This window comes from Streptomyces boetiae (assembly GCF_031845405.1).
Taxonomy (GTDB): Bacteria; Actinomycetota; Actinomycetes; order Streptomycetales; family Streptomycetaceae; genus Streptomyces; species Streptomyces boetiae.
Genome location: NZ_JAVREN010000010.1, coordinates 108,110 through 121,717 on the forward strand (window position 1 = coordinate 108,110; position 13,608 = coordinate 121,717).

The window sequence follows — 13,608 nt, forward strand, 5'->3', positions numbered from 1 at the left end:
TCCTCAGCCTGGGACGGCGTTGTGGGGGTAGCCTCGCCCGGCGAAGGAGAGTCGCCCGGCTGCTCCTCGGCGGTCCCCTCCGAGGCAGAAGGCGCGGAGGACGGGTCACTGCATGCCGCGGCCAGGAGGAGCACGGCAGCCGCAACTCCCCAGCGGACGGCGTGGGTTAACCGGGCCCGGCTACGGGCCCGGCGGATGATGTATCGCGTCGTCGTCACATGCAGCACTCTTGGCGTACCGGTGCCCGGGGTCCAGAGTTGTCCTGTCGCGCAACACGGGCAACACCTCCTCGGAGCGCGATGGGCAGGCGCCGGGGACGACTCGTCACCCGCTAGGGCCGGTGCTGAGTGCTCAGCCTGGCGCGCAGGTCATCCGCACGGGGATCTGCCAGGTCGTCGAACAGGTCGCGCGCAGCGCGCCATGCCTGGGTGGCCTGGTCGTGAAGGCCGCGTTCGGCGGCGAGGTCTCCGCGGCGGGCGAGGGCTTCGGCTTCTCCCCACCGGTCGCCCGCGTCCCGGCGGACGGAGATGCAGCGCGCGAGGACGGCTTCGGCGTCGTCCCATCGGCCGTGGCGACGATAAAGATCGGCGAAGCGCATGAGGGTCCAGCCGATGCCGAAGCCGTCATGGAGGCGGGCGAAGAGGCTCAGGGCCTCCTCCAGGCAGGCCGATGCCCGGGGTTGGTCCGCTTGGAGGCTGTGGACTTCGCCCAGAGCGGCGTGCATCGCAGCCTGTCCGTGGCGGTCGGCGATGTCCGTGAAGAGGTGCAGGGCCCGGGTGAAGGTGCGGGCGGCTTGCGCGGAGTCACCTTGGTCGATGGCGAGGTAGCCCCGGCCGGCCAGGGTCCAGGCGAGGTCGTGAGGGCTGTCCAGCCGTTCACGGATAGCCAGGGCCCGGGTATAGAGCTCCTCCGCGCGCTCGGTCTGTCCGGTCTGCCGCCAGGCTTCGGCGAGGTTGGTGGCGATCCAGGCTTCTCCGGCTGCGTCACCCGCGGATCGGGCGGCTTCCAGCCCGGTTTCGTGGGTGTCCTTCCACAGCGTCCACGGCTTGCGTAACTGGAGCCAGGTCCACAGGCGCACCGGCAGTTGCCAGGCGGCGCTCTCGTGTTGGTCGGCTGCTAGGCGTGTGATCGCGGTGAACGCCGCTGCCTCGGTTTCGAACCAGCGGTATGCCTCTTGGCGGGACCGGAAGGCGGGCGGACGGACGGCGCTGGCGGTGGTCGCGGCGGGCACGGGCCGCTGCGGGGCGAGGGCGCGTCCCGCCGCGTCAGCGGCGAGCAGGTACCAGTCGACGAGCCGCTGCCGGGCGGCGTCGCGTTCCTGCTGGCTGTCCTCGGCCGCGGCCCGCGAGGCGGCGTAGACACGCAGCAGGTCGTGCAGTGCGTACCCGCCGTGCTCGGCTTCCTCCAGGAGGTGGGCATCCGCCAGGTGCTCGATCCGGCGGCGTGTTTCCTCCGGTTCCGCGTCCGCCAGGGCGGCGGCGGCCGGGATGCTGATCCGCCGGGCGGGGTGGAGCCCGAGGAGTCGGAAGAGCTTCGCGTGCGGGGGCGGGAGGGTGCGGTAGGACCAGGAGAACGCGGCCTGCACTGCGGCCTCGTCGCCGGTGGCCGTCAGCAGGTCCAGTCGGCGGGGCTCGGCGGACAGCTGCGCGGCCAGTTCGGCCACTCCGGCCTCCCCCCGGACGGCCACGCGCTCGGCGGCGATCCGCAGGGCCAGCGGGAGGTGGGCGCAGCGCTGAGCCAGGGTGCGCAGTGCCTGGGGGTCCGCGTGCGCCCGCGGGCCGATCGCGGCGGCCAGCAGAGCCTGGGATTCCTCCGGCGGCATGGCGCCCAGAGCCAGGTGCTGGGCACCGGAGCGCACCGCCACGCCGGTGAGGCGGCGCCGGCTGGTGACCAGCACCGCGCAGCCGGGCGCGCCCAGCAGCAGCGGTTCCACTTGCCGCGAGTCGGCGGCGTTGTCCAGCACGAGGAGCACTCGGCGCCCCTGCACGACGCTGCGCAGCATTCCCGACCGCTCTTCCAGCCCCGTCGGCACGGAGTCTGCCGGAACTCCCAAGGCGGTCAGGAACCCTTCAAGCACCGGCTCCGGATCGAGCGGCCCGGCGCCCGCGTGGTCATCGGGGCCGTAGCCTCGCAGGTCGGTGAAGAGGACGCCGTCGGGGAAGGCGCTGGCCATGCGGTGCCCCCAGTGGATGGCCAGCGCGGACTTGCCCGCCCCTGGGGGGCCGTCGATCACGGCTGTCATCACCGACGAGGCCGCCTGCGCCTGCTCCCACAGCCGGTCCAGCGCGTCGAGTTGCTCCTGGCGCCCGACGAACGTCGCCGCCGCGCCGGCGGGCAGTTGCGCGGGCCTAGGCCACCCTTCCCTCCCGGCCAGGGCGGCCCGCGCCAGCGCCAGCAGTTTTCCCTCTGCCTGGAGTTCGGCGTCGCATGCCTGCGCCAACTGCAGCGTGGGCTCTGCCGCACCCGTCTCCACCCGGCTCAGCCAGCCGGGGCTGTAGGAGATCGCGGCCCCTAACCGCCGCAGCGAAAGCCCCCGTTCCTCTCTGCGCTGTCGCAGCGCCTTGCCGAACGCCCTGTTCTCCCCCACCTGCGCCATGCTCCGCCCGCCCTCGCCATCCAAAGGGTCGCCATCAGCAACCGGGAATCCGGGGCGAATCCGCGGCGAACTCAGCCGCTGGCCGCGGCACCCGCCCACATGTGACTACAGCATATGACTGCGCCAGCACGGCCCGCAGCCGAATGACAGAGATGTGATTCCGCGACAACTGCCCGACACCGCAGCGAAACACCACACGAGGCCCCCCGCGCCCTCCGCAACGCCTGGTCGTGGCGCATTCCCGACAGCCCGTCAACGGCCGACGAACCGGGCCGCTACCCTGCCCGGGGAAACACGCGGACGCGGCACGCAGGAGGAACCCCTATGCGTCCCCTGACCTTTGTCGTCGGCACCGGCCGCAGCGGCTCCACCGCCCTGTCCACCATCCTCAACGCCCACCCCGGCATCCTCAGCCTGAACGAACTCCTCGCCTCTCTCCAGGACCCGGCACGCGCCCTGCCCGACCGGCCGCTGACCGGCGAGGAGTTCTGGCGGATCCTCGCCGCCCCGAATGCCGTCTTTGACACCATGACCCGCAGCGGCATCCCCCTCCCGGAGTTCCTCTACACCCGCAGCCCCGGCCGCCACTCCGCCGAAACCGGCGGCATCCCCGCCCTGTGCCTGATGGTCCTCCCCCACCTCACCGACGACCCCGACGCCGCCCTCGACGCCCTCGCCGCGGAGGTCACCGCCTGGCCCGTCCGCCCCGCGCCCGGCCACCACCTGGCCCTCTTCGACCTGCTCGCGCGCCGCTTCGGCGGCACCGCCGTGGTCGAACGCTCTGGGTACTCCCTGCCCTGGGTCCCCGCCCTGCACCGGGCGTTCCCCCACGCGCGCTTCGTCCACCTCCACCGCAACGGCCCCGACTGCGCCCTGTCCATGAGCCGCCACCCCGGCTACCGCACCATCCTGCCCCTGCGCGAGATCCTCCAACGAGCCCACGTCGAAACCCTCGCCGACCTCACCCCCCAGCACATCGCCAGCCTCCCGCCCGACCTCACCGCGCTGCTCGCTGACCGCTTCGACCCGTCCCTGATCCGGGACCGCGCCATCCCTCTGCCCGACTTCGGCGCCCTGTGGTCCGAGATCATCACCGACGGCACCGCCCACCTCAACGCACTCCCCGTGGACCAGTGGGCCACCCTCGCCTACGAAGATCTCCTCGACCACCCCCACCGCGAACTCGCCGCCCTCGCCCACTTCGCGGGCTCCGAGCCCACTCGCGACTGGCTCGACCACGCCGCGGCCCTCCTCAGCCCGGCCCACCGCGGCAGCGCCGCCCGACTGCAACCCGCAGAACGCGCCGCCCTCGAACACGCCTGCACCCCCGGCACCGCCGCCCTCACCGCGGCGCACCGCCCCCTCACGCAGTAGCAACCGATCAACGTCTATCGGGCCGCTCCGGCGAATTAAGAGGGCGAAGGGGTCTCCCCCCGCGGGCACTTCTGTGTCGGGAGCGTAAACAAGGTGCTCGTGGCCGCCGTCGTGCTCCAGCTCGTCGCCGAGGGCGGGATGACGCTGGAGGACACGGCCGAGCGGCGGCTGCCGGGCCTGGTGCGGGGAACGGGGACGAAGGCCGGAACATCACCGTCCGGCACCGGCTCCAGCACACCAGCGGGATCTTGGACGCCGACTGGCCGCCGATGGGTACTCAGGAGCGATACCTGGCACGCCGCTACGATGCCCGCACCCCCGAGGAGACCGTCGCCCTGGCGATGGCCGCCGAGCCGGAGTCCGCGCCGGGAGCGGAGTGGCACTCCTCCAACACCGGCTACGTCCTCCTGGGCGTGATCATCGAGCGGGGCACCGGCAACGCCCGTCACGAGGAGGTCCACGCGCGCGCCCTGCGACCGGCAGGCATGCGCCACACTGTGTGGCCGGGCGACCGGCCCGGCCTGCCGCATCCGCACGCCCAGGGGTACCCCCGCTTCGCCGCGGGCGGGCCGCTGGTGAACACCACCGAGTTGGCCGACGCTGACGCCTCCGGCGGCTACCTCTCCACGACCGCGGACCTCAACCGCTTCTTGCGGGCCCTCTTCGACGGCGCCCTGATGGACGAGGCCGGGCTGGCCGAGATGCGGCGGACTGTTCCGGTGGACGAGCTGACCCAGCGGATCTGGCCGGGCGCGGAGTACGGGCTCGGCCTCTTCTCGCGCCCGCTGCCCTGCGGTGGCACGGCGTGGATCCCCAGCGGCGACGAGATCGGCTACAGCACCAGGACGGCCGTGACGCAGGACGGCAGCCGCAGCGGGGTGATCTCCGTCTCCACGCAGCAGTACGACTCCTTTGACAGTGCGCTGGCCCAGGAACGCTTGGTCAGCCGACTCGTCGACGACGCCCTGTGAGGAACGCCGGAGTGATAGAGGAGTTCCGCCCGGAAGCCGTTCCGGTCCTTTTGCCCGGCGGGCAGGCTGTTGCGGCTTCGCCGGTTCAGTGGCGTTCGGCTATCCGGTCGAGATCGGCGTCGAGGACCGCCAGGTCGGGGTGGTTCCGTAGTTGCTGTTCGCGCATCCATGCGGCGATGTCGGCTTTGTGAGCTGCGTGGACCTCGTCGATGCTGGTGTCGGTGATGATGGCGAGGGTGTCCATCTGCAGGTTGCTGAGGCCGTGGTAGCGGTTGGCGGGCGCCAGCATGGTGGCCATGTCCTGGGCGTAGGGAAAGCCTGCTGCCGTGAGCTTTCCGAGCACCCACTACCGGAAGGGAGTGTCCTGGGTTCGCCAGGCGGGGTCGTAGTTGTCGTACTCGGGCTCGTTGGGGCCGGGGCCGATGATGGGCATGAACCGGTCTTCCCCGATGTGGTTGCTCGTTATGCGGAGGTCGATTGGTCGTGACGTTCCGGTTCCGCGATGCGACAAGGCCAGCCCGGGGGCGGGCGGTTGGTGTGGCTGTGGCGCGGGCGTCTCGCCCTCGGGGCCGGCCTCGGCGGCGGGTTCGCAGTACCTACGGCGGCGGGAGCGGGTCGCCGGGCCGCGCCGGCAACGGGTAGCGGGTGAGGGCGAAGACGAGGTGAGCGGATTCGCGTGGGGTGGTCACCTCGTGCTGAACGTCTGCGGGCAGGAGCAGGACGTCCCCGGCCTCGGTCACGATGTCCCGGTTGGTAGCGGTGGTGTCGGTGATGGTCCAGCGTTTCGCGCCGTGGAGTTGGAGGATGATGCCGTCCCAGTGGTCGACGTGCGCGCCCAGGGAGTCATCGCCGTGGACGGAGTGGTAGAGGGTGCAGGGGATTTGTCTGCGGGTGAGGCGGGCGAGGTGGAGGGCGACCAGGGCGGCCCAACCGCTGGTGCGGGTGTGGATGTTCTCGTACACCCGTGTCCTGGCGTGCGCGCGGTAGGCGTCGGCCAGGTCGCGCTCGTCGGGCGATCGCTGGAGGCCGGCGGTGCCGGCGAGCGTCACCAGCCAGTCGCCGTGCGGGCCTTGGGGGGACAGCTGGGCGGCGCCGAGCCAGTCATCATCGAAGAGCGCGGGCCGGTGGACCACCTGCCGCAGCGCGAGGTTGTCGGTGGCGTGCTTCAGGAGCAGGGCGTAGAGGGCGTTCACGCAGGCCGATGCGGTGTCCGCCGCGGTGGGAGGGGCGGCGCTCATTACGAGATCTCGCAGATGTGGTGGGTGACGCCGTCGGGCCGCCTGGCGATGATGTAGCCCGACAGCACGCCCTCGGCGGCGTAGTCGGTGAACGTCTGGTCCTCCGGGTCCAGGACCCGGGTCTCGTGGAGGATGTCGCCGGGTTGCAAATCCGCGGCGTGGCGGGGGCGGAGTTCGAGTGCGCGCTGCGGGGCGTGGGTGGTCTGGACCAGCACCTCGTCGGCGGCCATGGGGAACGGCTGGTCGTGCAGCAGCAGGAGCCGGTAGCCGGCCGCGAGGGCGTGCTGGGCGGTGGCCTGCTGGAGGTGGCGCAGGAACGCGGCGTGGTGGTCGGCGATACGGAAGACCTGGAGCCGCAGGCGGCGTTCACCGGCGGGGGAAGTCTGGATCAGCGCTTCGTCGGCGGCCATCGCCAGTTCCGGCTCGGCGGCGAGCAGCAGTACGCGCAGCCCTTCGGTGGCGGGGTGCTCGGTGAGGCTGTGCTGGGCGGTCCGCAGCAGCGCGACGCGCTGGGCGGTCAGCGCCGGCAAGGGCGTCGTGGTGGTGCTGGTGGTGGATGTTTCCGTGGTCATGGTGTTCTCCGCTTCCGTTGAAGGGATGGAGGTCAAGGTGGTTGGAGGGATGTCGGGTTCAGCGGGTGCCGGGGGCGCGTCGGCGGACGGCCCATAGGACGGTGTGGCGGCGCATGGTGAAGGAGGTGCCGTCGTGGAAGTCGAGGCGCCGGCTTCCGTAGGGGAGGGCGGTCATGTTGCGGATGGTGAATACCTGGCCGCCGATGAGGAGTTGATCGCCGATGCGGACGCTGGTGGGGTCGATGGTGACGCCTTCGGTGATCTCGGGGGTCACCGGCCGCTCCGGGCGGTACGCGGGCGCGGCCGGGGTGTGTAGGCGGAGGCGGTTGAGGTCATGCGCGTTCTCTCGGTGGGTGGGGGGCGGTCCGGGCGGGGCCGGTGGGTTGAGCGGCGCGGCGGCTGGTGGGTGGGGGGCGCCCGGCTGGGGACGGGCACGGTGCGCCGGGGGCGGAAGGCCGGGGGCCGCGGGTGGTGCCGGGCTGGGCGCGCCGCTCGCCGGCCGCGGGCGGACCCTGCATGCGGGGCCCGGTTGAAGGGACGGCGGATTTCACCGTTCTTCTCCTGCCGCTGGGTCGGGGCCGGTTTCGGGGGCGTCGGTGGTACCGCCGTGCTGGCGCCGGGCTGTGCCGATCTCCAGGGTGGCCAGGGCGGTGGCCGCCAGCCACACCCCCAGCCGCGGTGCGTGCGGCGCGCAGAGGTGGACGGCGCGTTCGGCGAGGGCGCCCAGGAGCGTGGCGAGGGTGCCGCCGAGCACGGCGTAGCGGGCGAGGTTCACCGGCCGGCCCTCCGGGTGGGGGCGGGCACGGTGCGCGGGTCGCGGCGGCCGGACGCGGGCGCCGGCGTGGGCGTGGGGATGTTCACTGTGGTTCTCCCTGCTGCGGCGGGGAGGGCGGGAGAGCGGCGAGGCGGGTGCGCAGCCGGGCGGCGTCGCGGCTGTGGACCTGCCCGTAGAGCTGGAGGGAGTCCTGGTAGCAGCCGCGGGCCTCCTGCTCCCGGCCGCGTTCCTGGTGGTGCTTGCCGAGCCATTCCAGCGCGCGTGCCTGCCAGAGGGGGGAGCCGGCCTGCGTGAACTCTTCCACGGCCTGGTGGAAGAGGCGTTCGGCCTGGGCGTCCCCGCCCTGGGCGGCGTGGGCCCGGGCGAGGAACGCGGCGGCGCGGGCGGCGTCGTAGGAGTCGCGTTCGGCCAGCAGCGTGGCGCGGGCGGAGGTGAGGTATCCGATCGCCCCGGGGGCGTCGCCCTGGGCCAGGGCGACATCGCCCAGCAGGACGCGGGTGAGCGCGGCGCCGCGCCAGTAGCCGATCTGCTCGCGCACTTTCAGGGCCTGCTGCAGCAGGTCGCGGGCCTGGTCGTACTGGCCGCGCAGGCGGTGGACGTCGCCGGTGCCGTTGAGGGCCTGGGCCTCGTCCCGCCGGTCGCCGTCCTCCTCGGCAAGGGCCAGGGCTTGGCCGAAGCAGTCCAGGGCCTCGTCGTAGCGGGCGAGGTGGCGCAGGCCGGAGGCGCCGGAGGTGAGCATCCGGCGTTCGGCCGCGCGGTGCCGGGCCCGCCGCGCGGCCGGCAGTCCCAGGTCGAGGTGCGCGCGGACCCAGAGCTGGTGGTTGCGGCGCCGCAGGAAGACCGGCCACAGCGCGTCGACCAGCTGCCAGGTGGTGTCCCACCATTGGGCGGCCATCGCCGTTTCCACGCCCGTCATCAGGTCGGGCAGCCGCTCCTCCAGCCAGGCAAGGGCCGCCGCCTGGTCCTGGTCGGGGAACGGCAGCGGGAGCTGGCTTTCGTACTGGTAGGTGCGTTCCAGGGTGCGGTGGCTGGGGCTGATGAGGGTCTCGGCCGCCGTTGCGGTGCGCAGCAGGTACTCGCTCCAGCGGCGCTGCGCTCCGGCGCGCGCCTGGGGGCCGTCCTGTTCGCGGGCCTTGGCGGCGGCGTGCGGGTGGACGGCGTCGTGCAGCCGCCACCATCCCGCGGCCGACGCGTGGTCGGCGGCGGGCTGCGGCTGGCCGGTGAGCGGTTCGGCCAGCCGGTGGGCGGCCAGGATTCCCAGGGTGAGGGCGGCGGCGTCCAGGGGGGTGCCGCAGGCGGCGGCCACGTCGTGGGCGCCGAAGCGCTGAAGGTGGGGCAGGGCGCCCAGGGTCCGGTAGGCCGCGGCGGCCTGGGCCGGGAGCTGGTCGTGGGTGTGGTCGAGCACGGCGTTGATGGCGGCCTCCTGGGCGGATTCGGGCGGAGTCGAGGGACTGGGGTGGTGGAAGGGAAGGGTGGCGGGCTGGCCGGCGGCCAGGTGAGCGCCCGCGACGACCAGGGCCAGGGGCATCCCGGCGCATACCGCCACCAGATGCCCGGCGGCCCTCTCGTCCAGGACGGGGTGTGCGGTTGCCGGGCCGGCGGCGAGCCGCGTCAGGAGCTGGCGGGCTGCTTCCTGCGGGAGCGGGGCCAGGGCGTGGAAGAGGGCGCCTTCGCGCATCAGGCCGGTCAGCCGGTGGCGGCTGGTGACAACGAGCAGGCTGCCCTCGCTGCCGGGCAGCAGCGGGCGGACATCCTCCGCGCGGGCGGCGTTGTCCACCTGCACGGCGACGCGGCGCTCGGCGGTCACCGACCGCCACAACGCCGCCCGCTCCTCCACATCCGAGGGCAGGCCGGCGCTGATCCCGAAGGCCCGCAGGAACCGGCCGAGCACCTCGACGACGGTGGCCTGCCCCGGGCCGGGCGCCTCGGGGCCGCCGCGCAGGTCGGCATACAACTGGCCGCCGGGGATGGCCCCTTCCTCGGCGAGATCGCGCAGCAGGACCGTGGCCAGCGCGGTCTTCCCCACCCCGCCGGGGCCGAAGACGTTCAGCGCGGCCAGGGGGAACGCCGCGCCCGGCCCCCGCAGCGAACGCACCGCGGCCAGCGCCTCCTGGCGGTCCACGAAGTGCGGCGGGCGCGGCAGAAGCTGCCGCGGAACCGGCAAGGGCGGCGGCCCGGGCTGGTGGAGGTGGACCCCTCCGTGGAGTTGGCTGGCCTGGATGACGGCGGCGGGATGTGCGTGCCCGCTGACGGAGTTGGTTGGTTCCTGGCCGGTCATCGCTGCCACCGCATGCCGATGCCGGTGAGTTTGTTGATCTTTTCCAGGTCGAGTTTCCCTTTCCGGAAGGCGGTGCGCTGAGTGTGAATCCAGGCGCCCAGCCGCACCGTTTCCCCGTCTTCTGCCTGGATCGCGTGGTGGTCGGGGATGCGCAGGTGTCCGTGGGTGGCGTAAAACTCTCTAGCTGCCTGGAAGTTGCGCTCCCACCGGTAGGCGAGGGTGTTCCAGACCATGCCGAGAGCCTCCAGGCGCTGGCGGCGCTGGGGGTTGCGGCCGGCCGCCTGGCGCTGGGTGTGCAGCCAGACGCCCAGGGGGAAGGGCGGGTCGCCGGTGGTGTAGTCGTGCGGGATGAGGAGATGGCCATGCGTCTTGCGGTAGGCGCGGGCCGCCTGGAATCCGCGTTCCCACTGCTCATCGTGCGGGTTCCACACCATTCCCAGTTTCGTCAGCGCCTGATGGCGTTCTTCGGCCAGGCGCCCGGTGTGGTGTTTATCGCGCTGCTTTTTCAGCCAGGCGCGCAACGACACCGCCTCGCCCGAGCCGGTATCGACCAGGAGATCGGCGGGAACGTCGAGGTGTCCGTGCTCGGCGCGGAAGGCTTCCGCCGCGCGGAGCATCCGCGTCCATCGCTGCCGGTGAACGCCCCAGACCATGCCCAGCTCCTCCAGGGCCTGCCGCCGCTGCGGTGGCAGGGTGGCCTCCTCGGTACGCCGGTTGACGATCCACTCGCCCAGCCGCAGGGGCGGGTCGCCCGGCACGACGAAGTCAACGGGGACCAGCAGGTTGCCGTGGCGCTCGCGGTAGGCGCGGGCGGCGGCCAGCATCTCCTGCCAGCGGCGCTCGGCCCGGTCCCAAACCATGCCCAGCCCGTCCAGCTCCGCGCGCTGCTCGTCGCTGATCTTCACCCCGCCGGTACGGACGCGCAGCAGCCACGCCCCCAGCTTCACCCCGCCCTCGGTGTAGTCGGTGCGGACGTCGAGGTCGCCGCGGCGGCGGGCATAGGCACGGGCAGCGGCCATGTACCGCTCCCGGTCCGCCTGGAGCGGATTCCACACCACGCCCAGCTCTTCCAGGAGCCGGACCCGCTCGGGCAGCAGCCGGCCCTCCCGGTAGACCTGGCGCTGCCGCGCCAGCCACGCGCCCAGGGCCAGCCCGTCACCCGTGTGGTGGGCCAGGGGAATGAGGAGATCGCCGTGGCTCTCGCGCCAGGCGCGGGCCGCGCCGTAGAACTCCTCCCAGGCCACCGTGGCGGCCTGGATGGCGTGGGTGCGGATGGCGGCGGCGAAGTGCGCGGGCAGCGGGATGCCCGTGACATGCAGCCAGTCGGGCAGCTGGGCCTCCGGCGCCAGGGCCGGACCGTAGTAGCCGGCGTCCTGCCGCTGGCGGTCCAGGAACTCGGCCAGGCGTTCGTCGTGCGCGCGCAGCGCGCGCAGGACCCGCCACACCCCGGCCCACTGCGATCCGGCCAGCCCCTGCTGCGGGTCCTGGTCCTCGGTGAGGATGACCGGGATGATCACGGAGGCGGTCTTTTCCTTGCGTCCGCCCAGCCGCAGGGCCCGCCCCACGGCCTGGATGGTGTCGATCACGCTGTCGCGCCCGTCAAGGAAGGCGACCGCGTCCACCGCCGGGGCGTCGACGCCCTCGGAGAGCACCCGGGCGTTGGTGACCACTACCACTTCCTCGCCCGTGTCCGCGCGCAGCCGCTCCAGGACCTCCTGCCGCTGGCGGCTGGATTGCGAGCCGTGGACACACCCGGCCCACACCCTGCCCTCGAAGCCCGGCACCTCCGCGGCGACCGCCGGGAGCGTCCTGGCCACCCAGTGGGCGTCGCGGACCCGGTGGTGGTAGGTGATCAGCCGCTGGTGCCGGAACTCGGCGGCGGCCCGCAGCACCGCAAGCTGCCTGGCCAGCATGCTCGGGGCGATGGCGGTGCGGCCGACCCGGAAGAACGCGCCGCGCCCCTCGGCGGCCTCAGCGGCCAGGCGGCGGACCTCCTCGTCCCGGACCACCGAGACCACGACGCGGTAGTCGGCCAGCAGCCCGTCCTCGCGCGCGGCGGCGTAGGTGAGGCGGTACACCTCCGGCCCGAACACCTTCGGGTCGTGCATGCTGGCCATCTCGCCCGCGGCGCCGTCCGGGGAGTCGATGATCCGCGGGGTGGCCGTCAGGTACAGCCGCCGCCGGGCGGGCACACGCACATCGTCATGCACGGTGGACCAGCGCCGGCCCTGCGCTCCGACGGTGCGATGGGCCTCATCCGCGATCAGCGCGTCCCACGCCGCCAGCCCGTGCAGCAGGTGGGCCTGGGCAATCTGCGGCAGGCTGCTGTAGGTGCTGGCGGCCGTGACCACCCCGGCGTCACCGGCCAGCGCGGCGATTCGGGCCGGGTCGGTCGTCACGTGCGCCCGCACCGCCTGACGGGAACTGGCCTGTCGCTCCATGACGCCCGTGTCCGAGCACACCGCGATCACCCGGCCCAGCCCGTGCTCGCCCAGCACCTCCCCCCACTCCGCCAGGGCCTGGGCCAGCAGGTCCACCGTCGGCGCGACGATCAACCGCCGCGTTCCCGGGACGCCGCCAGCGGTATGGGCTCCCACCCGGGTCTTGCCGGTGCCGCAGGCCATCACCACCTGCACGCGCGGCCCGGCCTGCAGGCCCTCGGCGACCGCGGCCACCGCCGCACGCTGATGGGGCCACAACTCGGCGTGATCCAACGCGGAACTCGACAACTTTCTTCTCCGGAAGACGAGACGGACAGATGGGGGCCGCCGGGGAACTCCAGCCCCGGCAGCGGGAGGGAGGAGGCGGGTTAGGCGGCCAGGGTGAACAGGGCGAGATCGTTGAGGATGTCCCGCAGCACGCCGAGGTCAAGGGTCAGCACGACCGTGTGGTGGTCCGAGAGATCCCCGACGTCGATCACCTCGATCTGGTGCACGGCGGGCAGCAGCACGCAGGAGAGGTAGACCCGGTCGATCCGGGTCGCGGGGCCGTGGGTTTCGCTGGCGGGCATGGTGGCCGCCAGGGCCTCGGTCATTCCCTTCGCCTCGGCGAGGTGGCGGGCGGCGTCCTCAAGCTCGGCCAGGCGCAGCTTCTCGTCGGGGACGGTGTCTGGCACCCACACGCCCCCGCGCTTGCGGAAGCGGTGCGCGCGGTGGGGGGCGTTGGGGATCTGGGCCGGCTGCGGCAGCGGAAGGTCGCCCGGCGTCCCTTCCTCGGGGTAGGAGTTGGAGTCCATCGCCACGGCCGCCGGCAGCGCGGTCGGGGTGCCTTCCTGGCCCTCGACTCGGGTGCTGTGCTGGTCGTTCAGCCGGGTCAGCCAGTCCGCCTCGGCCTCCCGCTTGGCGGGGGAGTCGTAGCGCAGGTGCGCGCTGGCCGCGATGATCGGGATCTTCGTGCCGGTCAGCCGCAGTGTGACCACGGCCGGGTCCAGCCACCAGTCGGGGCCGGTGTCCGGCCACTGCTCCAGACCCTCCACCACCGTGGGGTCCGCGTACAGGGCGGTGGCTTCCTTGCCGTGGGCCAGCCACCCGGCCATGCCCAGCGCCCGGCACGACGCCTCCCACAACCGCGAGCCCGCCCGGGTGTTCCGGCTGCACCCCACCAGCTCCTGCCGCATCAGCATCTGCGGGTTCAGCGACTTCAGCAGAGCGTGCATCCGCTCCCATTTGCCCATGTCTCCGCCGCCGTTGAGCTCGAAGTTGCTGGTGACGATCCGGATGAAACGCTGGCCCGGCATGAGGTTCCTCTCTCTACGGACTCGGTTGTCGGTGGGTATCCGCCGGCTCGCGCAGGGGCGGACCGGGG

At 73.0% G+C, this 13,608-nt stretch carries 10 protein-coding genes and 1 pseudogene; 2 read left to right on the forward strand and 9 right to left on the reverse strand.

Features of this window, described 5'->3' with window-relative positions:
• Window positions 1-331: 331 nt before the first annotated feature.
• Window positions 332-2,587, reverse strand: a complete 2,256-nt coding sequence (locus RM780_RS09905) for an ATP-binding protein (protein ID WP_311630219.1) — start codon at window positions 2,585-2,587, stop codon at window positions 332-334.
• Between the two features lie 333 nt (window positions 2,588-2,920).
• Between RM780_RS09905 and RM780_RS09910 the strand changes: the two genes are divergently transcribed.
• Both RM780_RS09910 and RM780_RS09915 read left to right on the forward strand, forming a co-directional pair.
• A complete protein-coding gene (locus RM780_RS09910) occupies window positions 2,921-3,970 on the forward strand; it encodes a sulfotransferase (RefSeq protein ID WP_311630220.1) in 1,050 nt (349 codons plus the stop codon).
• 99 nt (window positions 3,971-4,069) lie between these two features.
• Window positions 4,070-4,941: pseudogene (locus RM780_RS09915) on the forward strand (serine hydrolase domain-containing protein).
• 85 nt (window positions 4,942-5,026) lie between these two features.
• Here RM780_RS09915 and RM780_RS09920 read toward each other — a convergent pair.
• The 8 genes from RM780_RS09920 to RM780_RS09955 form a co-directional block, all read right to left on the reverse strand.
• On the reverse strand, window positions 5,027-5,239 hold the full coding sequence (locus tag RM780_RS09920; protein WP_311630221.1) for a hypothetical protein: 213 nt from the start codon (window positions 5,237-5,239) through the stop codon (window positions 5,027-5,029).
• A gap of 298 nt (window positions 5,240-5,537) precedes the next feature.
• Entirely contained in the window at window positions 5,538-6,179 is a 642-nt protein-coding gene (locus RM780_RS09925; protein WP_311630222.1) for a JmjC domain-containing protein, read from the reverse strand.
• Window positions 6,179-6,751 (reverse strand): hypothetical protein, encoded by a 573-nt coding sequence (locus RM780_RS09930; RefSeq protein WP_311630223.1) that lies wholly within the window; start codon window positions 6,749-6,751, stop codon window positions 6,179-6,181. The genes RM780_RS09925 and RM780_RS09930 overlap by 1 nt, the downstream gene beginning before the upstream one ends.
• 58 nt (window positions 6,752-6,809) lie before the next feature.
• Window positions 6,810-7,025, reverse strand: a complete 216-nt coding sequence (locus tag RM780_RS09935) for a hypothetical protein (RefSeq protein WP_311630224.1) — start codon at window positions 7,023-7,025, stop codon at window positions 6,810-6,812.
• Between the two features lie 273 nt (window positions 7,026-7,298).
• Window positions 7,299-7,526 carry a hypothetical protein gene (locus tag RM780_RS09940; RefSeq protein ID WP_311630226.1) on the reverse strand — a complete coding sequence of 76 codons (228 nt, stop codon included), beginning with the start codon at window positions 7,524-7,526 and terminating at the stop codon, window positions 7,299-7,301.
• A gap of 82 nt (window positions 7,527-7,608) precedes the next feature.
• Entirely contained in the window at window positions 7,609-9,804 is a 2,196-nt protein-coding gene (locus RM780_RS09945) for a tetratricopeptide repeat protein (protein ID WP_311630227.1), read from the reverse strand.
• A complete protein-coding gene (locus tag RM780_RS09950; RefSeq protein ID WP_311630228.1) occupies window positions 9,801-12,533 on the reverse strand; it encodes a DEAD/DEAH box helicase in 2,733 nt (910 codons plus the stop codon). Before RM780_RS09950 ends, RM780_RS09945 begins: the two co-directional genes overlap by 4 nt.
• 80 nt (window positions 12,534-12,613) lie before the next feature.
• Complete coding sequence (locus tag RM780_RS09955; protein WP_311630229.1) at window positions 12,614-13,540, reverse strand: hypothetical protein; 927 nt, start codon at window positions 13,538-13,540, stop codon at window positions 12,614-12,616.
• Window positions 13,541-13,608 lie beyond the last annotated feature (68 nt).